Genomic DNA, 23,331 nt, shown 5'->3' on the forward strand with positions numbered 1-23,331 from the left:
CATGCGCTATATCGATTTACGAAGTGACACCGTCACCCAGCCTACTGACGCCATGCGTCAAGCCATGCTCCACGCCGAAGTCGGTGACGATGTCTATGGTGAAGATCCGGGCGTCAACGCGCTGGAGGCCTTTGGGGCCAGATTGCTGGGCAAACAGGCGGCGCTGTTTGTGCCGTCCGGCACCATGTCCAATCTGTTGGCGGTGATGAGCCACTGTCAGCGCGGTGAGGGGGCCATCCTCGGCAACGCCGCTCACATCTATCGCTATGAAGCGCAGGGGAGTGCCGTGCTGGGCTCCGTAGCCCTGCAACCCTTGCCGATGCAGCGCGATGGCACGCTGGCATTCGATGATATCAAGGCTGCGCTGGCCCCTGATGATGCCCACTTCGTCCAGACTCGCCTGATCTGCCTTGAGAACACCCACAACGGCAAAGTGCTGCCGCTCTCCTATCTGCAGGAGATGGGGGCATTTGTTGCTGAACGTGGCTTGAAGCTCCATCTCGATGGCGCACGGCTTTTTAACGCCGCCGTGGCCAGCGAGACCCCGGTCGAGGTGATCGCCGCTCCATTTGATAGCATCTCGATTTGTCTCTCCAAGGGGTTGGGCGCACCGGTGGGCTCGCTGCTGGTGGGCAGCCACGATTTCATCGCCCGTGCGCGCCGCCTACGCAAGATGCTGGGAGGTGGCATGCGTCAGGCGGGGATTCTGGCGCAAGCCGGTCTGTTTGCCCTCGAGCAGCATGTGACCCGCCTGGCCGATGATCACCGCCGTGCCAAACGGCTGGCCGAAGGGTTAGCTGCACTGCCGGGCATCGAGCTCGACCTCTCGCTGGTGCAGAGCAACATGGTGTTCCTGCGGCTGCGTGAGGGGGAGTCTGCCCCTTTGCTGGCCTTTATGAAGGAGAGGGGGATCCTCTTCTCCGGTTACGGCGAGCTGCGGCTGGTGACCCATCTGCAAATCAACGATGACGATATTGAAGAGGTGATCGACGCCTTCACCGAGTATCTCGGAGCGCGTTGAGACGGCTGGTGAGGTAGAGGTTATACCAAGACCTGTTCATACCGAAATAACAGAGGGCGCCGCGGCGCCCTCTGTTATTTGCTGCAAGCTCAAGCCTGCCGCTGGCCGCTCATCAGCATGGCCTCATCGGTGGCGTCGTAGATCATCACCGCGATATGGGTTACTTGACCGCCGAAATCGGCCAGTGGCACCAGGGTCAGGTTCTGGAACATATGGGGGGCCGAGCCGGTAATGGGGCGGTAGTTGGAGAAACGCAGCAGATAGGGCTTCTGCTCCCAGGTGCTGAAGGCGCGGTTGTTGAGTTTGAAGACCATGTTGGCCTTGCGTTCGAACCAGGCTCTGTCCACATCGGGGAAGAGCTCGAACAGTACGCCATCGCGCACGTCACTGGCCAGTCGGCCGCTGTGGCTCTCCATAAAGCCGTTCCACACCTGTACCTTGTACTCCTTGTCGAGCACAACCAAGCCTACGTCCAGGTTCTGGACTATGTTCATCAGCCAATGAAATTCACGGATTTCCATAGTCACTCCTAGAGCATGTGCATGATTTTGTTGTTCATGGTGGCGATGGAATCTTCGGTAAACAGCAGCAGCAGATCACACTGCACCGCGTAATCCTGGATCCGGTAGTTGATCTCGATGGCGAGCGTGCGGCGCCAGCGACTCTTGTTGGTGTTGATCAGCTCGTTGATGGGTCTGTGCTGGCCGAGCACCACAGGGTGCCCCTGACTGAAGGGGGTGTCGAGCTGGTTGGCGTAGCCGCGCAGGAAGGCGCCGATCAGCACGTTGGCGGTATCCATCAACAGCTCCAGTTCGGCGGTGCGATCCAGCGTCCCCTGATGGTTCATCAGCTTGGCCAAATCTTTGAAGCTGGAGTCATGGAACAGGATCAGCGCTTCACCGGCGATCCCCGCTCCGATAAACCCCTGACAGACGGCGGAGAGGGTATCTGAATCCGCAGCGGCCGAAAGGGCCATGTGCAGCTCGGAGACCTCCAGCACGTTGACGTTGGGGATAGGCAGTACCACGAAGGCGTTGAGTAGACGAGCCAGCAAGTCGGCGGCCTGACCCATGGAGACGTTGGCCAGCTCCTGATAGACATCGCGGATTTCGGGGGTGATCTTGACGCCTGCATCGGCTACAACGCCGTTTGGCTGCAGTTCGGGGACGCTTGCTTGACCGCTCGGGGCGGCACTCCAGAAATCATGCTTTTTGAGCAGGGCGAGCAGGGTTTCTGGGGCGGCGGGTTTCTTGATGAAATCGAGCGCCCCCAGCCCCATGACCCGTTGATAGGCCTCTGGTTGGATATCCCCGGAGACCACGATCACCTTACTGCGTAGACCCTCCCGTTGGAGGGTCTCCAGCACGCCGTAACCGTCCATTTCCGGCATGGTCAGATCGAGGAAGATGAGATCGCCATGACCCATCAGCACCTGTTCGATCCCTTCGAGACCATTGGCTGCGTAGTGCAAATCGACTTTCCAGTCGGCCGGGAGCGCCCGCGCCAGCTGTTTGCGGGCGAACCCGGAGTCATCACATATCAATACATTCATGGCGTTAGGCAGGCTCTGTTGGCAAGGGATGCTATAAGTGTGGCCCGCTAACGGTCAGATGCAATGGGTGAGGCTATCACCTTGTGAAAATTGGTTGTCCCACTGCCGATTGCGATAGCGTGCTGAGTATTTTTCAACAAATTCAACGAACATCTTAACACGCAACGGAGCGAACTGGTGCTGGCAACACAACATGTAGAAGGGGCGATTGCCGGTTTGCCAGTCGGTCAGTACCGGCACCAGCTGCTCGTCATGGAGGAAGCTGCTCAGATAGTGCAGCGGGGCGTTGACGATCCCCAGATGACGCCGGGCTGCGCGTACCGCGGCCTGGGTCTGGTTGACGGTCAGTTTGGCGCTGCGTTTGATGCAGACGCTCTGGCCATCCTTGTCGGTCAGCTGCCAGTGCTGGTGAGGCCAGCAGTAGATGAGATCGTGCTCTTCCAGCTGGTTGGGGTGGGAGGGGGTGCCCTTCTTGGTCAAATAGAGTGGTGAGGCAAACAGGCCGTACTCGATATGACCGAGACAGATCGCATTGGGCAGCGACTGGGGCAGCTCACCGTTGAAGAACACCAGATCCCGATCATTGTCGAACAGGTGCTGGTGATCATTAGTCTGGGTGATATCGAACTGTACCTCGGGATAGTGCAGCCCGAATTCGGCCAGCATATCGATGAGGATGGTGTTGGAGAGTGCGATCGGCGCCGCTATCCGGATAAGCCCGGTGATATCGGCCTCTTGACCCTGGATCTCGCTGGTGGCCTGCTCGATTTGCGCGAGTGGCGTGCAGAGACGTTCGTAGTATCTGAGGCCATCATCGGTAAGGCGGAGCTTGCGGGTAGAGCGATGTAGCAGGGAGCAACCCAGTTGCTCTTCCAGCTGGGAAATGCGTCGACTGATGGTGCCTGTTGGCATGCCCAGTGCGGCTGCAGCGTGGGAGAATCCTCCCTCTTGCACCACCTTGACGAACAGGTAGAACTCTTCGATGTGCTTCATAAACGCTGTTCTGGGTGTAACAAGGGGGCAACCATAAAAAGAGCGTTCCGGGTTGGCAAGGTTAATTCAGCGTTTAATTGATCTGGATTCGATTTCTGTTGATACCAGTTCTCCACCCGCCCGTCATCTCAGTTTCCCCGAGCTGGTGATTATTCCGGCACGATGCCAAATGGTACTGCGGCAGTGATGTTTGCCATATTCCCTGATTTGTTCCGCTATAACCGCAGGCGAAGGCCGATATTGCAACCTGATGGAAGGGCGCAGGGTTGCTCTGCGTACTCAGCCGGGGTGGTTTGCCATCCACTGCCAATGTGATGCAGATCATATATTCGGGTTTTGCTCATTGCCTGTTGAAAAATGAATTTGGGGTATATCAATTCCGCCTTAGTGAACTATTTTTGTCCGTTTTGGCGTTTTTTTGGCTGTTTATCCATCCGCTTGGTTAATTAATGGAAGCTTTGTGACAGAGAGTGATGACTATTTCCACCATTGATTTAAATGTTAATAACAAATTTATCGCAGCAAATATGCAATTGCTCTTTCAAGGTCTCGAGTGGATAGCTCTTAGTGCTTGTTTTTACTGGGGAAAAAAGTTAAAAATCGACTATATGATTTGCCTGGATTAACAGGGTCCTTGGCTGAGTCCTTTGTAGTATTGCCGTACAGGCTGCCCTGTTGTTGATATCTGAAATAGTTTTGTCCGCTCTTGGCTATGTGAAAAGGGATAATGGCCGAGAGGTATTTGCACCTTGCATTCTGCAGCTAGCGGTTTGCCAGATCTGTTTTCCGGTTAACCAGTGACCATCCAGCATGAATGACCTTGACCAGATGAATACGCTTGACGAACGGTTACTGAAGACGATGGATGTTCTGCATACCCCGATCTGGGTTTATGACATCGAGCATCACCATATTTTCTGGGCAAACAGCGCCGCGCTCTCCGTGTGGGAGGCGACGTCTCTCGACGAACTCTGCTCCCGCGACTTCTCTGCCGATATGGCAACCGCCATCGATCTGCTGCTGCAGCGCTATCTGGGTGATTTTCAGCAGGGGCGCAGTTACAACGAGTGGTGGACCCTCTCCCCAAAGGGGGTCAAGAAGCAGATCTATCTGCGCCTCTCCGGTATTCAACTGGCTGGCCGGCTGATGATGATGACCGAAGCGGTGCTCGACTCCGATACCCTCTATCAGGAGTCCTCGCTGGCAACCGGCGATACCCTTGCCTGCCTGTTCGATAGCCATGGTGTGTTCGAGAGTGGCAACTATCACTTCGAAATGTGTTTCGGCCACCAGATCGCCAAGCTCTCCCAAGTTTTCTCCGGCAATGATGATAGCTTCTACCAGAAGCTCTCCCGTCTCGATGAAGTGGTGACCGAGGGCGAGTGCCGTACCCTCAAGGGGATGCGCTGGTTCCAGTATCAGTTCCGCTATATCCAGCAGGGGGCCCGTATTCTGCTCACCATGCGGGATATTACCGATCGCAAACTCGAAGAGCTGGAGCATCGCCACCTCGCCTGGCACGACTCCCTGACCGGCCTGCTCAATCGGTATGGCTTGATGAAATCCCTTGAGGCCTATTGCGGGCTGGGGGAGCGTTTTGCGCTGGTGTTCATGGATCTGGACAACTTCAAGCTGGTCAACGACAACTACGGCCACAAGGCGGGAGATCGCCTACTGGAGCGGGTCGCCGGTCGCCTCAAACAGATTTGCCCGCGGGATGTGGAGCTGGCTCGCCTCGGTGGCGATGAATTCACAGCACTGGTGCCGCTGGGCAATCAGGGGGATCGGGCGCAAGAGGTGGCCGATCAGATGCTCTCCCAGATGACCAAGCCGCTGCAACTGAGCGGGCTGCCGGAGGTGACCATCGGCGGCAGCATCGGTATTGCCATCTATCCCGATGATGCGGATGACGGGGACAACCTTATCACCCGTGCCGACATGGCCATGTATCAGGCCAAGCAGATGGGGCGGCTGCGCTGGCAGCGTTTCACCCCCAGCATGCAACAGACCCTGCAGCGCAAGCTCAATCTCAAACAGTTTCTGGCCAAGGCCATCGGCCGTCAGGAGCTGAGCCTCTGTTACCAGCCGCAGGTCGATGCCGCCAAACGGCGTCTGATCGGTTACGAGGCACTGCTGCGCTGGTACAACCCGGTGCTCGGCCATGTGTCGCCGGTGGAATTTATCCCGCTGGCCGAAGAGATGGGGCTGATCCGCGAGATCGGTAGCTGGGTGCTCTCCACCGCGCTGGCACAGGTCGCCAGCTGGCAGAAGCGCTTCCATCAGCGGGTGCCGGTCTCCGTCAACCTCTCCGGTTTCCAGCTCTCGTCGGCGCTGCCCGGGCAAGTTCGCCAGCAGCTGGAGCTGCACGGGGTGGATGCCTCCCTGTTGACGCTGGAGCTGACCGAAACCGTGCTGATGCTCGATATGAAGGGGTGCCTCGGCATTCTCGACGATTTGAGCGAACAGGGGATCAAGATTGCCATCGATGATTTCGGTACCGGCTACTCCTCGCTGGCCTATCTCAACCGGTTGCCGATCAACAACATCAAGCTGGATCGCTCCTTCGTGGTCGGTCTCAACTTGCCGGTGATCCGGGCGACTGCGGCCATGGCCACCAATCTGGGGTTGGGGATCATGGCGGAAGGGGTGGAGGAGCCTCACGAGCTGGCCGCACTGCAGACCCAGGGGTGCCATGTGTTCCAGGGATATCTGTTCAGCAAGCCGCTGACTGTGGCGCAAGTCGAGGCGAGCGGTTTCGTGGTGGAGTGCCAGGTCGGGCGTTATCCACTGCTAGATGCCGTAATGGCAGAGTAACAAGTGTGCGTTAGGCCACAACTTGGAATTTTATTCCGCAATAATTAATCAAAATTAATCATTCTTTTGCGATCGGTCATGAGACGGATTGGCTGGAGTTGCTAGCATGCGACCTCGTTTCTAGGGAAAGGAGTATCGCAATAATGAGTCATGCTGCTGTCAATGACCGTCCGGCCAGCCCTCCCAAAGGTTGGCTGAACCGTTTCCTCAATGGCGTCGAGAAAGCCGGGAACAAATTACCCGACCCCGCCATGCTGTTCCTCTACGCCTTGCTGATCGTCTGGGTCGGCTCCTGGGTGTTGTCACAATTCCAGTTTGATCTGGTCAACCCCCGTACCGGGGAGGCGGTAGTGGTCAACAACCTGCTGACCGGTGCCGGTCTGGCCGAGTTTCTCTCCACCATGGTGACCACCTTTACCGGCTTTGCCCCGCTGGGGATCGTGCTGGTAGCCATGCTCGGGGTCGGGGTGGCCGAGCAGTCCGGTTTTATCAATACCGGTCTGAAAAAGTTGCTGAAAGTGACGCCTGCCCGTTTTCTCACTCCCATGCTGATCCTGGTGGCGATCGTCAGCCACACCGCCGCAGATGCGGGCTATGTGCTGGTGATCCCCATCGGTGGCATCATCTTCCACGCTGCCGGACGCCATCCGCTGGCGGGGATCGCCGCTGCCTTTGCCGGCGTTTCCGGCGGTTTTGCCGCCAACTTCCTGCCCTCCGGCGGGGATGCGCTGCTGCAGGGTTTTACCCAGTCCGCCGCTCAGTTGCTCGATCCTGACTACATGGTCAACACCCTGTGCAACATCATCTTTACCGGTGCCTCTTCGTTGCTGATCATCTGCGTCGGCTGGTTTGTCACCGAAAAGGTGGTGGAGCCGCGCCTCAAGCACGTGGCGCTCAACGAGGATCTGGAGAGTGCCGACGAGATGGGGCGCTACAGCGCGCAAGAGAGCCGGGCCTTCAACTGGGCCGGGTTTGCCATGCTGGCGGCTATCGTGCTGCTGGCGCTGGCGCTCTCCCCGAGCGATTCACCGCTGCGTGCTGCCGATGGCTCCCTGACCACCTTCGCCGCACCGGTGATGAAGTCCATAGTGCCGCTCATCTTCCTGCTCTTTATCCTGCCCGGGATTGTCTACGGCTTTGTCGCAGGCAGCTTCAAGAGTGGCAAGGATGTGATCGATGCCATGTCGGCCACCATGAACAAGATGGGCTCCTACATGGTGATGGCCTTCTTCTGCGCGCTCTTTATCAAGGCGTTTGGCGACTCCAATCTGGGCACCCTGCTGGCCCTCTCCGGTGCCGAAGTGCTTCATGCGCTGGCGCTGCCCGGTGAAGTGACCATCGTCGGGATGATCCTGCTCACCGCCAGCGTCAATCTGGTAGTCGGCTCGGCCTCCGCCAAGTGGGCGCTGATCAGCCCGATCCTGGTACCCATGTTGATGGCGGTGGGGATCTCCCCCGAGCTGACCCAGGCGGCCTATCGGGTAGGGGATTCCGCCTCCAACATCATCACCCCGCTGATGGTCTTCTTCCCGCTGGTGGTGGTCTATTGCCAGCAGTATGTTAAGAGCACCGGGATCGGTACTCTGGTCTCCATGATGCTGCCGTACTCGCTTGCCTTCCTGGTGAGCTGGACGATTTTCCTGCTGCTCTACTGGGCGCTCGGCTTCCCGCTCGGGTTGCAAGCCCCTTACGTCTATCCGGCCCCTTAAGCTGGGTGTGCGAGGGAGCCTTGGGCTCCCTCGTTTTTTTCGCTATGGTGTTACCTCATTTTGGAGGTGCCATGAATCAGACCATCGATCTTATCCTTTCCCATCGCTCCATTCGTCAGTTCACTGCCGAGCCGATCGCCCCGCAACAGCTGGATGCCATTCTCGCCGCCGCCCAGTCCGCCTCAACCTCGAGCTTTTTGCAGGTGACCAGTATTGTGCGAGTCTGCGAGCCCGAGGCGCGTCAGCAGTTGGCCATGCTGGCGGGCAATCAACCCTATGTGGTGCAGGCGGCCGAGTTTCTGGTGTTCTGCGCCGATTATCACCGCCACACCCAGATCGTGCCCGAGGCCCAGACCGGCTATGCGGAGCAGTTGCTGATCGGAGCCATCGACGGCGCCCTGATGGCGCAAAACGCCTTGCTGGCGGCGCAGTCGCTGGGGCTGGGCGGGGTCTATATCGGCGGCATTCGCAACCATCCGGCCGAGGTGAGCGAACTGCTCGGCTTGCCCCATCAGGTGATCCCGCTGTTTGGCCTCTGCCTTGGTCATCCTGTCCAGCAGCCGGAACAGAAACCCCGTCTGCCCAGGGGATTGGTGGTGCATCAGGAGCGCTACCAGCACGAGCTGGATCGCGACCTGCTGGCCCGGTACGATCAGCAAATCGCGGACTACTATCAGGCCCGTAGCAGCAACAACAAGCAGCAGACCTGGAGCGGCCAGATCCGCGCCATTCTGGGCAAGGAGTCCCGACCTTTCATGCTGGGATTCCTGCAATCGCGGGGCTTTAACCTCAAGTAATGGCGCTGATGGGCGATACTATGGGGAGGTGACCGTCATGGTCATCATCCCCTGATCCTGCAATCTCTCCTTGAGACCGGGGGCACAGCTTGGTGACAAATCGTGGGCAAGGGGGGATCTGCAGGCTACCTTAAGTGGGTAAGCTGTTGTAGGATCACGCAATTGGATAGGAACAGGGGTTTGGACATCCTATGATTTTAACTTTGGTATTGCTGTCTATTGGCGCACTCCTGTTTTTGGTTATCGCCTATAACGTGGTGCAGCAATATAAGCAGAAGGCAGAGGCGGACAAGCGTCACGCCGTTGCCAGACACAAGACGGTGGCTGACGAGACCGAAGAGGTGTTGCTGAACGTCAATCTGGTGCCTTTCTCCAAGAACATGGTGTTGCTGTTGCAGCACCGGATCCTCGATGCCTATCGCGCTATCGCCCAGGTGATGCCGAACAATCAGATCAAGCAGCGTATCGTTGATGTGCAGACCCAGATCAAGAATGTGCAGGAGAACTACAGCGTGCAGGATGAGGGTCAGTTCAAGACCCCGGAGTCCGATCGTCAGGCGATCCAGATGCTGCAGTTGGTCAAGAAGATGCGGGCCGTGCTGCGGGTAGAGCACAACAAGGGCAAGATTGACCCTCAGGGGTTTGCCCAGGAAGAGCGCCGCCTCGAGCTGATGCAGCTCAAGATCAACATCTCCAATCTGGTCAAGCGGGCGATGGATGCCCGCATTCAGGGCCAATATGGTACATGCCGCCAGCTCTATACCAAGGGTCTGTCGGCCATGGCGAGCGTGGGCGACAAGGATCCCTATCTGCTGGCCCGTGAAGAAGATATGCGTCAGGGGCTCAAGGAGCTTGAAGAGCTGCAGCAGCAAAATAGCGCGCAGGATCTGCAAAACATCAAGGACAAGGAAGCTGACGAGCTCGATGTCCTGTTTCAACCCAAGAAGAAATGGTAAGCATGTCCCACCCACTCGATTACACACTGGGGCCAATGGCCCCATTTGTTTCTCAGCTGTTGGCCGAGCTGGCCGCCAGTGGCGTCACCATTTCCCGGCCAACGGTCGATCACCTCTGTTATCGGGCGGCTACCCTGCAGGAGTACTGCGCGCTATGTGCTGTGCTGACTGAGGCAGGTACCTTGCTTGTGGAGGGTATGATTGGCGGACGTCCCATCGCCACCTATCAGTTGCATCAGCCGCTGTTGGCTGATGAGGTACAGGTACCCTGTATCGAGCTGGCTGCACCGAAACCGGGTCGCGTCCATCAGGCTGGGCTGGAACATATCGAGCTGGTGGTCACTTCACTGCAAGATCTGGTAGCGCGCTATCCCGAGCTGCCATTCAAAACCGGCAACATGCAGGATACCCGCAACCCCGATATTGGCCTGATGTTGCCTTCCGGCCAGATCAAGTTTCATCTGCGCTCGCTGGCTGAGGTGATCGCCGAAGAGGTGGCGACTGGTGCTGTGGTCGCGGTGCCTGCGGATTATTTCGATCAGGAGTGATCCTGCTCTAAATGCGGTGCGAGCCTGACAGGCTCTTGAATAACGCAGCAAAAGGGGTCACCGGTGTGACCCCTTTTGTTATCTGGCGGTGCTTGGTTGCGAGAGCGCTATCTGCTCGTGGGTGACCCTGTTTGCGCTGAGCCTGTTACCCGTGTCGGTGGGGTTGCTGGGCGGGCAGTGGCGATTGGCTTCGCTGCTTGAGACGGCCGAGCCAGAGGCTCAAGCCTGCCGTCAGGATGAGGACCAGTTCAATTCCCATGACCAGACCGCCCAGCTCGCCTTGCTCCCAGAAGGGGTGCAGGTAAAGCCCACCCAGACTCGCCCCCAGATAGTAGGCCACCAGATAGAGGGAGGAGGCGAGGGCGCGGTTGTGTTCGACATGATGACCGACCCAGGCGCTGGCGCAGGCGTGTGCCAGGAAAAAGCCGAAGCTGGAGATCAGCAAGCCACTCAGGATACCGAGCAGGCTAGCTTGCAGCAGCCACAGACTGCCGATAGCCATCAGCGCGATCCCCACTAGCAGCATGCGTTGTGCCCCCCAGCGGTTGGCAAAGCGGCCGCTCAGTGAGGAGGCTACAGTCCCCGAGAGATAGGTGAGAAACAGCATGCCGAGCCATTGGGTGGGCAAGGAGAAGGGGGGCTTGGCCAGCAAGAAGGTGAGGTAGCTGAACTGGTTCAGAAACACCATAAAGTTGAGGCCGCCAATCAGATAGGCCCCTACCAGCAAGGGATTGGTCAGGTGTTGTTGCAAGGCGCGAGCAAATTGGCCGCGAACGGGGGCGCTCGCCACAAAGCGGGTCTGATGGGGCAGCAGCCAGAAGACCAGCGGCAGCAGTAACAGGCTGATTACACCGATCCCCAGAAAGGTATGCTGCCAGTCGCCAAACCAGCCCGCCAACAGACCGCCGACCACCCGACCGGCAATGCCACCGAGGGAGTTGGCGGCAATATAGACCCCCACCGCCGAGAGGAGCGCCCGTTTGCTGAACTCTTCCCCCATATAGGCAATCGCGGTCGCGGGCAGTCCTGCCAGCAGCGCGCCCTGCAGGATGCGCAGCAACAGCAGGGTGCCAAACTGCTCAACCAGCGGGATTAACAGTGAGAGCAGGATCGCCAGGGTGAGGGTACCCAGCATGACTTGCCGACGGCCATGGCGATCCGCCAGTCTGGCGCAGATCAGCAGGGAGGCGGCGAGGCCAGCAGTGCATCCTGCCAGGGTCCAGCTGGCCGAGAGGGAGTTGACCGAGAAGACCTCGGCGATCAGGGGTAACAGGGGATGGGTCTGGTAGAGATTCAGAAACACCAGAAAAGAGCCCAGGCTGAGGGCCAGGGTTGCACGTATCCACTCGCGACTTCCAACTTCAATCATTGCGTATTGTCCTGACTACTTTTGGTCAGGGTAGAGCCCTTGCGGTTATAAATATAATATATTTAAGTTATCTATCTCATAAGATGAATTGATACATGGATCTGAAACAGCTCACCTATCTGCTGGCGGTCAGGGATGCCGGCTCATTTACCAAGGCAGCCAACAGTCTGCATGTGGCACAACCGGCCATCAGCATGGCCATCGCCAAGCTGGAGCAGCAGCTCGAATTGCGCCTGTTTGATCGACAGGATCGGGCGGTACGGCTCACCCCGGAGGGAGAGGTGCTCTGTCGCCATGCCGAGCGCTTGTTGTTGCAGATGCATCAGGCCGAGGCCGAGATGGCCGAGCTCAAGGGGCTGGAGCGGGGGAAGTGCGGATCGGGATCCCCTACATGATGGGCTCCTACTATTTCCCCCCTCGTCTGATGGCCTTCAAGCATCGCTATCCCGGCCTCAAGATCCGGGTCGAAGAGGCCGGCACCCGTGAGCTGCTCAGCCGGATGGTGGATGGCTCCCTCGATCTGGCCATTCTCATCACCAGTGATCTCCCCCGCCATTGAGGGGGCACATCTGCTGAGCGAAGAGATGTTGATGGTGGTGGGGGACGATCACCCCTTGCGTGGCGCATCGGCCGTCACCCTCTCGCAGTTTTTCGCTCAGGAGCTGGCGCTGTTTCGCCGTGGCTTTTATCACCGGGAGCATATGGAGGCGCTGGCCCAGAGCCTGGGCGTTGAACCCGATATCGCCTTCGAGAGCAATCTTATCCCTCTGCTCAAGGCGGTGGTGCGGCAAGGCTTTGCGGTGACCACCTTCTTGCGGATGGTGCTGGAAGAGGAGCCAGATCTGAGTGGCGTGCCCTTCGACCCGCCCATCTATCTCGATCTCTGCGTGGCGTGGCGGCGTGGCGATCCGCTCTCCATGGCCAACCGTGCCTTGCGCGATTTTCTACTTAAGGATCGCCCGGCCTGATGGTGGCGGGCCATTGCTGAAAGTTTGTTACTATTAACGGTGGGTTCGCTTGAGGGCTACACCATGAAATTGCAGCAATTGCGCTATATCGTCGAGGTGGCCAACCACAGGCTGAATCTGTCGGCCACCGCCGAGAGCCTCTTTACCTCCCAGCCCGGGATCAGCAAACAGGTGCGGATGCTGGAGGATGAGCTGGGGATCCAGATCTTCGAGCGCAGCGGCAAACACTTGACCCAAATCACCCCCATAGGTCGGGATGTGATCAAAGTGGCCGCGGAGGTGCTGGACAAGGTCGCCACCATCAAGGTAATGGCCAGGCAGCATGTGCATCCGGAGCAGGGAACCCTCACCATTGCCGCCACTCATCTGCAAGCTCGCTATATTCTGCCCACCATCCTCAAGGGTTTTATGGCCCGCTTCCCCAAAGTTGCCGTAACTGTGATGCAGGGGAGTGCGGCGCAGTGCCGCGTAGCCGTGCATGATGGCGCTGCCGATCTGCTGCTGGCGGATGAACCGGAGGAGGGGAGCGATCTGCTCATGCTCCCCTCTTTTCTGTGGCAACGGGGCTTGGTGCTGCCCAAGGATCATCCGTTGGCCAAAGCAACCTCGCTGACCTCGGCTGAGCTGGTGGAGTTTGCGCTGGTGACTGACGGAAGGGCTCTCTCCACAGCTCATGGCACTGATTGCGCTCATGCCGAGAGCCGGATCGCCTGCTGTGCGAGCGACAGCGATGTGCTCAAGACCTATGTCAGACAAGGGATGGGCATCGGGGTGATGGCAACTTTTGCTTGGGAGCCCCAGCGCGATGGGGATCTGGTGCTCAAAACGGCGCCCTGGCTACCAGGCGGTGTGGCCACTATCGGGTTGCGCAGAGGGGCATTTTTATGCGGCTATCTCTACGATCTGATTGAACGTCTCGCGCCGCAATTGACCCGCGAGCGGGTCGAACAATACTGTGCTGCCCGCACTGGCGAAGAGCTTGAAGAACTGTTGGCCAATCTGACCGTGCCACTTAGATAGCTTGGGTTGATGTGTGGTCATCCCAAGAAAAACGCCTCCCAATGGGAGGCGTTTGACTATCTGGCATTCGTCAATGCAGGATCATTTTTTGAGCATATGATCCAGCTTGTTGGCCTTGGTCGACAGATAGAACTCGTTGTGGGGATTGCGTCCTTCCTGCAACGGAACCCGTTCGGCCACCGGAATACCGAAGGATTCCATCGCTTTCATCTTGCGCGGGTTGTTGGTCATCAGTTTGAGAGACTTGACCTCAAGCTGCTTGAGCATATCGGCGCAGATGGTGTAGTCGCGCATATCGGCGGCGAAACCAAGGGCTACGTTGGCCTCCACGGTATCGGCCCCCTGATCCTGCAGGTGATAGGCGCGGATCTTGTTGAGCAAGCCGATGCCACGGCCCTCTTGACGCACATACAGCAACACGCCACGACCGGCTTTGGCGATATTCTCCATGGCCGCCTGCAACTGGAAACCGCAGTCACAACGCAGGCTGAACAGGGCGTCGCCGGTCAGGCACTCTGAGTGGATCCGGCCCAGCACGGGCTCTTCACCGGTAATGTCGCCCATCACCAGTGCGGCGTGATCTTTGCCTGTGCCGGTTTCCTGAAAACCTACCAGCGTGAAGGTGCCCCAGGGGGTTGGCAATTTGGATTTGGCCACGAGGGTAACGCTGCTCATAGGTTGCTCCTTACTACTAACGGCTCAAAAAAGGGGGCCAGTTTAGCGCGCCTTGTCAGGAACGACCATAAGAACAAGTCCCTGCATTGCTTAATGAAATCTCCAAATGAGATACAAGCACTGCTGCCCGTCGAGGTTTTGGCTCTTTGTGCGGATTGATGACTGCCAGGCTCACCACATTCGGGTATAATCGGCGCCCATTAACCCACCCCTTCGGGATGGGAGCAACACAGTGCAGGAGAGAAGTTATGCCTCAGATGGCCCCCGTAATGACAATTGATGGCCCCAGTGGTGCAGGTAAAGGCACCTTGTGTCAACTGCTTGCTGAGAAGCTGGGTTGGCACTTGCTGGACTCGGGCGCCATCTATCGGGTGTTGTCCCTGGCCGCCCTGCATCACGATGTAGAGCTGGACAATGAAGCCTCACTGGTGCCTCTGGCTGCCAATCTGGATGTGCAATTTCAGGTAGAAGGCGATTTGGTCAAGGTGATCTTGGAAGGGGAAGATGTCTCCCGCACCATCCGCACCGAAGAAGTGGGTAATGCTGCCAGTAAAATCGCTGCCTTCCCCCGGGTGCGCGAAGCCTTGCTGCGCCGTCAGCGTGCATTTCGTCAGGCCCCGGGTCTGATTGCCGATGGTCGTGACATGGGCACAGTGGTTTTCCCCGAGGCCGAGGTGAAGATTTTCCTCGACGCCAGTGCCGAAGAACGGGCCCAGCGTCGCTATAAGCAGTTGCAAGATAAGGGCTTTGATGTTAACTTTGAGCGTCTTTTAACCGAGATTCGGGAACGTGACGATCGCGACAGAAATCGCGCTACTGCACCCCTGAAACCGGCAGAAGATGCTCTGGTGGTAGACTCTACCGCTATGACCATAGATGAAGTGCTGGCAACAGTACTCGCCTATGCAGAGCAACAACTTGGTGATGCCAGCGCAAGCTGACATCCGGTCGTCTGCACCAAGGATGGCGCAGATTATTTAAAACAGCCCCGCTTGTGCCGGATTGCAAGTGGATGTTTCATTTGTGACATAAACAATGATCGAATCTTTTGCTCAACTCTTTGAAGAGTCCCTGAACGCCGTTGAAACCCGTCAAGGTTCCATCGTCAAGGGTACTGTCGTTGCTATCGAGAACGGTTTCGTACTGGTTGACGCCGGTCTGAAATCCGAGTCCGCTATCCCGGCTGAAGAATTCAAGAACGCCATGGGCGAGCTGGAAATCAACGTTGGCGACACCGTTGACGTGGCTCTGGACTCTATCGAAGATGGTTTCGGCGAAACCAAGCTGTCCCGCGAAAAAGCCAAGCGCCACGAAGCCTGGCTGCAGCTTGAGAAGGCTTACGAAGAGCAAGCTACCGTTATCGGTATCATCAACGGCAAGGTCAAGGGTGGTTTCACCGTTGAACTGAACGGCATCCGTGCCTTCCTGCCGGGTTCTCTGGTTGACGTGCGTCCGATCCGTGACACCGCTCACCTGGAAAACAAAGAACTCGAGTTCAAAGTCATCAAGCTGGACCAGAAGCGCAACAACGTTGTTGTTTCCCGTCGTGCCGTGATCGAGACCGAGAACACCTCCGAGCGCGAAAGCCTGCTGGCTAACCTGCAAGAAGGTCAAGAAGTTAAGGGTATCGTCAAGAACCTGACCGACTACGGTGCATTCGTAGATCTGGGCGGTGTTGACGGCCTGCTGCACATCACCGACATGGCGTGGAAGCGCGTTAAGCATCCTTCCGAAATCGTCAACGTTGGCGACGAGATCGCTGTCAAGGTTCTGAAGTTCGACCGCGAGCGTACCCGTGTATCCCTGGGTCTGAAGCAGCTGGGCGAAGATCCCTGGGTTGCTATCGCCAAGCGTTACCCGGAGACCACCCGTCTGTCTGGCCGCGTGACCAACCTGACCGACTACGGCTGCTTCGTTGAAATCGAAGAAGGCGTTGAAGGCCTGGTACACGTATCCGAGATGGATTGGACCAACAAGAACATCCACCCGTCCAAAGTTGTTAACGTTGGCGACGTGGTTGACGTGATGGTTCTGGACATCGACGAAGAGCGTCGTCGTATCTCCCTGGGTCTGAAGCAGTGCAAATCCAACCCGTGGCAGCTGTTTGCCGAAACTCACGCCAAAGGCGACCGTGTTTCCGGCAAGATCAAGTCCATCACTGACTTCGGTATCTTCATCGGTCTGGATGGCGGCATCGACGGCCTGGTTCACCTGTCTGACATCTCCTGGAACAACCAGGGCGAAGAAGCCGTGCGTGAATTCAAGAAAGGCGACGAGATCGAAGCCGTTGTTCTGCAAGTGGATCCGGAGCGTGAGCGCATCTCCCTGGGTGTCAAGCAGATCGAAGAAGACCCGTTCAACAAGTACCTGGCTGACAACAAGAAAGGTGCTATCGTGAAGGGTAAGGTTACCGAGGTTGATGCCAAAGGTGCCGTTATCGAACTGGCTGATGGCGTAGAAGGCTACCTGCGTGCCTCCGACGCTGCTCGTGACCGTGTAGAAGACGCCACTCTGGTGCTGTCTGTTGGTGACGAAGTTGAAGCTAAATTCATGGGCGTTGATCGTAAGAACCGCACCGTAAGCCTGTCTGTCCGTGCTAAGGACGAGGCTGATGAGCGTGTTGCTATCGATAACCTGAACCAACAAGAAGAAGTTGTGTTCAGCAATGCTATGATGGAAGCGTTCAAAGCCGCCAAGGGTGAGTAATCCTTGATGCAAGAAAAGGGCGGCATTGCGCCGCCCTTTTTTATCCTGGCAAAATGAATATTGCATGTGATCGGGGAAGGAGATTTAACGTTATGACCAAATCAGATCTCATCGAACAACTGGCAGCCAGCCGCATGCATATGCCGGCCAAGGATGTCGAAGCCGCCATCAAGGAGATCCTTGAGCAGATGGCGTCGACCTTGCAAAACGGCGACCGGATTGAAATCCGCGGATTTGGCAGTTTTTCACTGCACTATCGTGCGCCCCGTGTGGGCCGCAACCCCAAGACTGGGGACAAGGTTGAACTGACCGGGAAATATGTCCCGCACTTCAAACCTGGCAAAGAGTTGCGCGAGCGCGTCAACATCATTGAATAATGCAGAAATGGGCATACCTCGGGTATGCCTTTTTTCTTTTTGGCACCGATTCCTGTGCCAATCGTCTTGTTTCTTAAACTCTTTTCCCATTCACTCTAGAGTCTGCCTGCGATTTTAAGGATAATCAGCCTCTCATTAGATACTGACAGGGAGCTCTTATGAAGCGTATTTTGGCCCTCATTCCGCTGGTGCTGGTGTTTGTTCTGACCCTGGCGCTGGGCTCACAAAATGGCCAGCTGGTTCAGTTCAATTACCTGATCGCTCAGGGTGAGTTTTCGCTTGCCATGCTGTTGGGCTTCTTCTTCGCTGGCGGTTTTTTGCTGGGCTGGCTGGTATTCGGCCTGCTGTTCCTGCGCCTGAAAATGCAAAACCGCACCCTCAACCGCACCATGCGTCGTCAATCCCGCGAGTTGGAGCTGGCCCGGTCACCGGGTAAGGAATAATGTTCCTCAATGCTTGAACTGCTTTTCCTGCTGTTGCCCATCGCCGCCGGTTATGGTTGGTACATGGGTCGCAGGAGTGTTCGCCAGGACACCCAAAAACAGAGTAACCAGTTTTCCCGCCAGTATGTGGCGGGCCTCAACTATTTGCTGTCCGATGAATCCGACAAGGCGGTGGATCTCTTTATCCAGCTGCTTGAGGTGGACAGTGAAACCATCGAAACACACCTCTCCCTCGGCAACCTGTTTCGCCAGCGTGGGGAGGTCGATCGTGCCATCAAGATCCACCAGAACCTAGTAACCCGCCAACTGACCCGGGAGCAGCGACAGCTTGCCCTGCAGGAGCTTGCGCGCGACTTTTTGGCTGCTGGTCTGCTGGACCGAGCGGAAGCGCTCTGGAATGAGCTGTGTGATGACAGCGACTATGAAGAGACGGCGCTGGCACAGCTGTTGATCATCCATCAGCAGTTGCGGGACTGGGATAAGGCCATCGATGTGGCGGTTCGTCTGCAAAAATTCCAGGGCAAGAAGCTGGCCGACCCCATCTCCCATTTCTATTGCGAGCAAGCCGAGATCGCGCTGCGTGAGGGCAATAAAGGGGAGGGGCTGGCCAAGCTCAAACGGGCGCTCAGTATCAATCCGGCATGTGCCCGGGCCAGTTTGCGCCTCGCTGAGCTCGCCATGACAGATGGAGAGTATGAGCAGGCCAGCAAGGAGCTGCTGCGGGTGTTCGAGCAGGATATCGACTTTGCCTCCGAGGCGATGCCCAAATTGCTCGAGTGCTATCAGCAGTTGGGGCGCACGCCTGCGTTGATCCCGCTGCTTGAGAAGGCAGTGGAAGATCACGCCGGTGTCAGCGTGACCCTGGCCCTTGCCAAGCTGGTTGAAGAGCGTGATGGCCTGAGTCAGGCCCGTTCGCTGGTGCTGCGTCAGCTGCGTCGTCATCCCTCGATGAAAGGTTTTTACCAGTTGGTGGGTTTTCAACTGGCCAGTGCGGAGGAGGGGCCTGCCAAGGAGAGCCTCGAGCTTCTGCAACAGCTGGTCGGCGAGCAGATAAAAATCAAGTCAACCCACAAGTGTCGGCAGTGCGGCTTTGCCACTCACTCGTTGTTCTGGCAGTGCCCGTCTTGTCGCCAGTGGGGTTCCATCAAGCCGATCCGCGGTCTGGACGGTGAATAACAAGCAATAGGATGTGAGATGCAAGATCCCAAAGTACTGGTAGCGCTGGATTATCAGCACGAGGCAGATGCCTTAGCGTTCGTTGAACGTATCTCTCCGGCCCAGTGCCGTCTCAAGGTAGGCAAGGAGATGTTTACCCTGTTTGGCCCGCAGTTTGTACGCCAGCTGGTGGCCAAGGGATTCGATGTCTTTCTGGATCTGAAGTTTCACGATATTCCCAATACCGTTGCCAAAGCCGTGGCAGCCAGTGCCGAGCTCGGTGTCTGGATGGTCAACGTGCATGCCAGTGGTGGTGAGCGGATGATGCGTGCCGCCAAAGAGGCGCTGCTGCCTTATGGCGACAAGGCCCCCCTGCTTATCGGCGTGACCGTGCTGACCAGCATGGAGCAGTCCGACATGATCCCTCTTGGTCTGGATGTAAGCCCCGCCGAGCAGGTGATCCGGCTGGCTACCTTGACCAAAACATCCGGTCTGGATGGGGTGGTCTGCTCTGCCAACGAGGCCCATGAGTTGAAAGCCTTGCTGGGCGAAGATTTCAAGCTGGTGACCCCGGGTATTCGCCCGACCGGTTCAGCGGCCGGGGATCAGCGCCGGGTGATGACACCGAAAGCGGCGGTCGAGGCGGGGTCCGATTATCTGGTTATCGGTCGCCCCATTACGCAGGCTGCCGATCCGGCCGCCATGCTGGCCAGCATCAATGCCGAGCTGGCTGGTGCGTAACAGGCTCACTCAGTGATACGCGGTGCAGGCCGAGCAACAGGCCTGCACCGGCCCCGATAAGATGAGAGCCGATGTGTACCTTGGCATTGATCAGGGTGGATATCGGGCTCTCTCCTGCGTTGTAGAAGTCCATCGCCAGCTTGAGCCCCATCCCTGCCAACAGTAGCCAGCCCGACGTGCGGCGTCCGTGGCGGATATCCTGCATTGCCCCCCAGACAAACAGACCATGCAGCGAGCCGGATAGCCCCATGTACCACTGGGTCTGCGGGCACCACCACCAGATCCCCAAGCCCACTGCCAACCAGAGCAGCAACATCAGCAGCGGCAGGCGAGCCCCACCCAGATAGTCGCGAAACAGGCTATAGAGGATGGCGAGGCCGCCCAGATTGAGCAGCAGGTGCCACAGATTGGTATGAGCCAGATTGCCTGTTATGATCCGCCACCCTTCGCCCCCGGCGATCAAGGGCCGATCGAAGGAGAGCTGAAGATTGGGAACGGTAAAGAAGAGTAGCAAGCTGGTGAGAGAGAGCGTGATAACCCAGAGCAATCCAGATTTGTCTGACAACATGAAACAGTCCAACGACAAGAACAGTCGATACTGTACACGTTGCACCCGAGCCCTCAAAGCCTGCCTGTGCGATTATATTGTGCCGGTTGACAATCACACGCCCCTCTACATCTTGCAGCACCCCAACGAGGTGGCACATCCCAAGGGGACCGCGGCACTGCTGACGGCCTCTTTGCAACAGTGCGAGATCCATGTGGGGGAGGACTTTTTCCGCGATGAGTGGCTCAATGTGCTGCTGGCTGACCAATCCCGTCGTTATTATTTGCTCTGGCCGGATGAGGATGCCATTTCGCTGACCGATCTTCGCCAACAGTGGGAGAGTGAATCCTCTGGCTCCGCATCAGTCGCCTTTATCTTGCTTGACGGCACCTGGCGCAAAGCCTATCGCATGTTGCAGAGCAACCCGGCACTGGCCTGCTTGCCCCGCATCGGTATTGGTGCCATTGCCGGTCAATATGCCATTCGCAAGAAGCCCTTTCCCGATGCCCTCTCTACCATAGAAGCGGGCTATCACCTCTTGTCCCGGTGGGAGGGGAGGCCGGAGCACTATGCGCCCTTGCTGACCCTGTTCAATCGGTTGAATACCCAGTGGCAGGACTTTGCCGAAGGCCGCCGCGCGTGACAATTCAAGGAGTTATCAAGATGAAAAAAGCAGTCGTGGTTTTCAGCGGCGGTCAGGACAGCACTACTTGTCTGGTGCAGGCATTGGCCCGGTATGATGAAGTGCACGCCATCACCTTCGACTATGGCCAGCGCCATCGGGAAGAGATCGACACCGCGCGCCGTCTGGGCAGTGCACTGGGGATTGCTGCCCACAAGGTGATGGATGTGACGCTGCTCAATGAGCTGGCGGTCTCTGCCCTGACCCGTGACGACATTCCTGTCAGCTGCGAGCTGCAGGATAACGGGCTGCCCAACACCTTCGTGCCAGGCCGCAATATCCTGTTCCTGACCCTAGCTTCCATCTATGCCTATCAGGTGGGCGCCGAAGCGGTGATCACCGGTGTCTGCGAGACTGACTTCTCCGGCTATCCCGATTGCCGTGACGAGTTCGTCAAGGCCCTCAATCAGGCGGTGTCGCTGGGGTTGGATCGCGGCATCCGTTTTGAAACTCCCTTGATGTGGCTCGACAAGGCCGAGACTTGGGCACTGGCGGATCACTATGGTCACCTCGACACGGTGCGCCAGCAGACCCTGACCTGCTACAACGGCATTGCCGGTGACGGTTGCGGCACGTGTCCTGCGTGTGAACTGCGCCGTCGCGGCTTGAACAACTATCTGGCCGACAAGGCGGGCATCATGGCCAGACTGTTTGAGAAAACCGGGCTGGGCGAGAAAAGCGCAGAGTGAGCCTGCGTCTTGCCGTGGCTTGGGGTATAATCCGCGACTTTTGCAACAAGCCGTGATCGAGATGCACTACCCAATCAACGAGATTTTCCAGACCATCCAGGGGGAGGGCATCTTTACCGGCCTGCCCGCCATCTTTGTTCGCCTGCAGGGTTGCCCGGTGGGCTGCCCCTGGTGCGATACCCGTCATACCTGGGTTGTTGATCCGGCTCGTGAAGTGGGCAAGGCGGCGGTGCTGGATCGCTCCAACGAATCCGATTGTTGGAGCCAACTTAGCACCGCGCAGATTATCAAGAGCTTTACCGACCTGGGTTATCAGGCGCGCCATGTGGTGATCACCGGTGGCGAGCCCTGCCTCTACGATCTGCACGAACTCTCGTCAGCCCTGCTGGCGGCGGGTTATCAGGTGCAGATTGAAACCAGTGGCACCAGCGAGATCAAGACTCATGAGCAGACCTGGGTAACAGTCTCCCCCAAGATCGGTATGAAAGGGGGGCTGCCTGTGCTGGTCTCGGCGCTGGAGCGGGCCAACGAGATCAAGCATCCGGTGGCCACCGAGCACCATATTGAAGAGCTGGATATGCTGCTCGCTACTGCTACCCTGCGCCCTGATGTGGTCATTGCCTTGCAGCCGATCAGCCAGAAGCCAAGGGCCACCCAATTGGCGATGGATACCTGTATCGCGCGTAACTGGCGACTCTCAATCCAGACTCATAAATATCTGGATATCGATTAATATGGATTGGCTATCCGACGAACAGGTACTGCTGACCCTGACCAACAAGATGCCTTACGGTAAATATCAGGGGCGGCGTATCATCGATATTCCAGAGCCCTATCTGGTGTGGATGGCGCGCAGCGGTTTTCCGGCGGGTAAATTGGGCCAGACGCTGGCGTTGGCTTATGAAATCAAACTCAATGGACTCGAATCCATGATTATTCCCATTATTAACAGGATGTCGGTATGAGAATATATACGAGGCAGGGTGACAAGGGCATGACCCGGCTGGCCGATGGTATCCAGTTGCCAAAGGATCATTTGCGGGTCGAGACCTACGGTTATATCGATGAGCTCAACTCCCATATTGGCTTGCTGATTTGTGATGTGCCGTCGCAAGAGCTCTGCTTATTGGCTGATTTACAGCTGTTGCAACAGGAGTTGTTTGATCTGGGGGGGGAGTTGGCATTCTCCAGTGACGCCCAGAATGAATCGATTTGGCAGGTTAATGCCGCTTGGACAACTCGCCTTGAACAGCAGATAGATCGTTATAGTGAGCCATTGCCGCCGCTGCGCCAATTTATATTGCCCGGTGGTTCCCGTGCCGCGGCGCAAGCGCATGTGGTGCGTACTCTGGTGCGTCATTGCGAGCGCTTGCTGCTGACATTGAGCCGGGAAGAGCGGGTCAATCCCGAGGTGCTGCCCTATCTGAACCGGATGAGTGACTGGTTCTTTACCGTTGCCCGCTATCTCATCTGCGTGGCAGGGGATCGTGAAGTGCTGTGGGTCAAGGCAGCAGATCGCCCGCAATCGGCTATCTGATATGTCACATTTAAGCGGCAATAAAAAACCTC

At 57.3% G+C, this 23,331-nt stretch carries 24 protein-coding genes and 1 pseudogene; 19 read left to right on the forward strand and 6 right to left on the reverse strand.

Translation table 11 applies throughout. The features are described 5' to 3' along the window. Position 1: 1 nt before the first annotated feature. The gene (gene ltaE, locus WBR25_RS08360; protein ID WP_005351141.1) at positions 2 to 1,021 is read left to right on the forward strand and encodes a low-specificity L-threonine aldolase; all 1,020 of its coding nucleotides are present in this window, start codon (positions 2 to 4) and stop codon (positions 1,019 to 1,021) included. Between the two features lie 89 nt (positions 1,022 to 1,110). On the opposite strand, the gene WBR25_RS08365 is transcribed toward ltaE, so the two are convergent. The 3 genes from WBR25_RS08365 to WBR25_RS08375 are packed head-to-tail and all read right to left on the reverse strand — an operon-like array spanning position 1,111 to position 3,566. Then, entirely contained in the window at positions 1,111 to 1,542 is a 432-nt protein-coding gene (locus WBR25_RS08365; protein ID WP_005337175.1) for a PAS domain-containing protein, read from the reverse strand. A gap of 8 nt (positions 1,543 to 1,550) precedes the next feature. After that, positions 1,551 to 2,573, reverse strand: coding sequence for a response regulator (locus tag WBR25_RS08370; protein ID WP_157160969.1), 1,023 nt, complete (start codon positions 2,571 to 2,573; stop codon positions 1,551 to 1,553). A gap of 54 nt (positions 2,574 to 2,627) precedes the next feature. Continuing rightward, a complete protein-coding gene (locus WBR25_RS08375) occupies positions 2,628 to 3,566 on the reverse strand; it encodes a LysR family transcriptional regulator (protein WP_005337171.1) in 939 nt (312 codons plus the stop codon). Between the two features lie 861 nt (positions 3,567 to 4,427). Here WBR25_RS08375 and WBR25_RS08380 point away from each other — a divergent pair. From WBR25_RS08380 to WBR25_RS08400, 5 genes are all read left to right on the forward strand, one after another. After that, on the forward strand, positions 4,428 to 6,380 hold the full coding sequence (locus tag WBR25_RS08380; protein WP_013723827.1) for a putative bifunctional diguanylate cyclase/phosphodiesterase: 1,953 nt from the start codon (positions 4,428 to 4,430) through the stop codon (positions 6,378 to 6,380). Between the two features lie 143 nt (positions 6,381 to 6,523). Next, the gene (locus tag WBR25_RS08385) at positions 6,524 to 8,089 is read left to right on the forward strand and encodes an AbgT family transporter (RefSeq protein ID WP_042055621.1); all 1,566 of its coding nucleotides are present in this window, start codon (positions 6,524 to 6,526) and stop codon (positions 8,087 to 8,089) included. 71 nt (positions 8,090 to 8,160) lie between these two features. After that, positions 8,161 to 8,886, forward strand: coding sequence for an oxygen-insensitive NADPH nitroreductase (gene nfsA / locus WBR25_RS08390; RefSeq protein ID WP_236290000.1), 726 nt, complete (start codon positions 8,161 to 8,163; stop codon positions 8,884 to 8,886). A gap of 191 nt (positions 8,887 to 9,077) precedes the next feature. Beyond that, positions 9,078 to 9,842 carry a hypothetical protein gene (locus WBR25_RS08395; RefSeq protein WP_005337161.1) on the forward strand — a complete coding sequence of 255 codons (765 nt, stop codon included), beginning with the start codon at positions 9,078 to 9,080 and terminating at the stop codon, positions 9,840 to 9,842. Further along, positions 9,836 to 10,390, forward strand: coding sequence for a VOC family protein (locus WBR25_RS08400; RefSeq protein ID WP_479749684.1), 555 nt, complete (start codon positions 9,836 to 9,838; stop codon positions 10,388 to 10,390). Before WBR25_RS08395 ends, WBR25_RS08400 begins: the two co-directional genes overlap by 7 nt. Positions 10,391 to 10,535: 145 nt before the next feature. Here the strand turns inward: WBR25_RS08400 and WBR25_RS08405 are convergent, their stop codons facing one another. Next, positions 10,536 to 11,759, reverse strand: a complete 1,224-nt coding sequence (locus tag WBR25_RS08405) for an MFS transporter (protein WP_479749685.1) — start codon at positions 11,757 to 11,759, stop codon at positions 10,536 to 10,538. A 95-nt stretch (positions 11,760 to 11,854) separates the two neighbouring features. On the opposite strand from WBR25_RS08405, the pseudogene WBR25_RS08410 reads away from it, so the two are divergent. Both WBR25_RS08410 and WBR25_RS08415 read left to right on the forward strand, forming a co-directional pair. Continuing rightward, positions 11,855 to 12,727: pseudogene (locus WBR25_RS08410) on the forward strand (LysR family transcriptional regulator). 63 nt (positions 12,728 to 12,790) lie between these two features. Further along, entirely contained in the window at positions 12,791 to 13,747 is a 957-nt protein-coding gene (locus WBR25_RS08415) for a LysR substrate-binding domain-containing protein (protein ID WP_279486986.1), read from the forward strand. A gap of 81 nt (positions 13,748 to 13,828) precedes the next feature. Here WBR25_RS08415 and ribA read toward each other — a convergent pair whose 3' ends face one another. Next, complete coding sequence (gene ribA / locus WBR25_RS08420; RefSeq protein ID WP_005337152.1) at positions 13,829 to 14,422, reverse strand: GTP cyclohydrolase II; 594 nt, start codon at positions 14,420 to 14,422, stop codon at positions 13,829 to 13,831. A gap of 248 nt (positions 14,423 to 14,670) precedes the next feature. On the opposite strand from ribA, the gene cmk reads away from it, so the two are divergent. From cmk to pyrF, 6 genes are all read left to right on the forward strand, one after another. Further along, entirely contained in the window at positions 14,671 to 15,363 is a 693-nt protein-coding gene (gene cmk / locus WBR25_RS08425; protein WP_120414083.1) for a (d)CMP kinase, read from the forward strand. A gap of 94 nt (positions 15,364 to 15,457) precedes the next feature. Next, on the forward strand, positions 15,458 to 17,128 hold the full coding sequence (gene rpsA / locus WBR25_RS08430) for a 30S ribosomal protein S1 (protein WP_005337148.1): 1,671 nt from the start codon (positions 15,458 to 15,460) through the stop codon (positions 17,126 to 17,128). 92 nt (positions 17,129 to 17,220) lie between these two features. Beyond that, positions 17,221 to 17,505: an integration host factor subunit beta gene (ihfB, locus tag WBR25_RS08435; RefSeq protein ID WP_005299934.1), complete on the forward strand. Its 285-nt coding sequence runs from the start codon at positions 17,221 to 17,223 to the stop codon at positions 17,503 to 17,505. A gap of 158 nt (positions 17,506 to 17,663) precedes the next feature. Further along, positions 17,664 to 17,948: a LapA family protein gene (locus WBR25_RS08440; protein ID WP_005337143.1), complete on the forward strand. Its 285-nt coding sequence runs from the start codon at positions 17,664 to 17,666 to the stop codon at positions 17,946 to 17,948. A gap of 9 nt (positions 17,949 to 17,957) precedes the next feature. Next, complete coding sequence (lapB, locus tag WBR25_RS08445) at positions 17,958 to 19,124, forward strand: lipopolysaccharide assembly protein LapB (RefSeq protein ID WP_204379920.1); 1,167 nt, start codon at positions 17,958 to 17,960, stop codon at positions 19,122 to 19,124. Positions 19,125 to 19,142: 18 nt separating this feature from the next. Beyond that, complete coding sequence (pyrF, locus tag WBR25_RS08450) at positions 19,143 to 19,844, forward strand: orotidine-5'-phosphate decarboxylase (RefSeq protein ID WP_042083286.1); 702 nt, start codon at positions 19,143 to 19,145, stop codon at positions 19,842 to 19,844. Here pyrF and rrtA read toward each other — a convergent pair. After that, positions 19,819 to 20,412 (reverse strand): rhombosortase, encoded by a 594-nt coding sequence (gene rrtA / locus WBR25_RS08455; protein WP_164537041.1) that lies wholly within the window; start codon positions 20,410 to 20,412, stop codon positions 19,819 to 19,821. The genes pyrF and rrtA overlap by 26 nt on opposite strands. Between rrtA and WBR25_RS08460 the strand changes: the two genes are divergently transcribed. From WBR25_RS08460 to WBR25_RS08480, 5 genes are all read left to right on the forward strand, one after another. After that, positions 20,411 to 21,034, forward strand: a complete 624-nt coding sequence (locus WBR25_RS08460) for a tRNA-uridine aminocarboxypropyltransferase (protein ID WP_279486987.1) — start codon at positions 20,411 to 20,413, stop codon at positions 21,032 to 21,034. The genes rrtA and WBR25_RS08460 overlap by 2 nt on opposite strands. Before the next feature lie 20 nt (positions 21,035 to 21,054). Beyond that, positions 21,055 to 21,762, forward strand: a complete 708-nt coding sequence (gene queC, locus WBR25_RS08465; protein ID WP_005337128.1) for a 7-cyano-7-deazaguanine synthase QueC — start codon at positions 21,055 to 21,057, stop codon at positions 21,760 to 21,762. 61 nt (positions 21,763 to 21,823) lie between these two features. Further along, positions 21,824 to 22,495: a 7-carboxy-7-deazaguanine synthase QueE gene (queE, locus tag WBR25_RS08470; RefSeq protein WP_201298737.1), complete on the forward strand. Its 672-nt coding sequence runs from the start codon at positions 21,824 to 21,826 to the stop codon at positions 22,493 to 22,495. A gap of 1 nt (position 22,496) precedes the next feature. After that, positions 22,497 to 22,727, forward strand: a complete 231-nt coding sequence (locus WBR25_RS08475) for a DUF3820 family protein (RefSeq protein ID WP_005337126.1) — start codon at positions 22,497 to 22,499, stop codon at positions 22,725 to 22,727. After that, positions 22,724 to 23,299 (forward strand): cob(I)yrinic acid a,c-diamide adenosyltransferase, encoded by a 576-nt coding sequence (locus tag WBR25_RS08480; protein ID WP_026034843.1) that lies wholly within the window; start codon positions 22,724 to 22,726, stop codon positions 23,297 to 23,299. The genes WBR25_RS08475 and WBR25_RS08480 overlap by 4 nt, the downstream gene beginning before the upstream one ends. Positions 23,300 to 23,331 lie beyond the last annotated feature (32 nt).

The organism is Aeromonas sp. MTB (assembly GCF_056632455.1).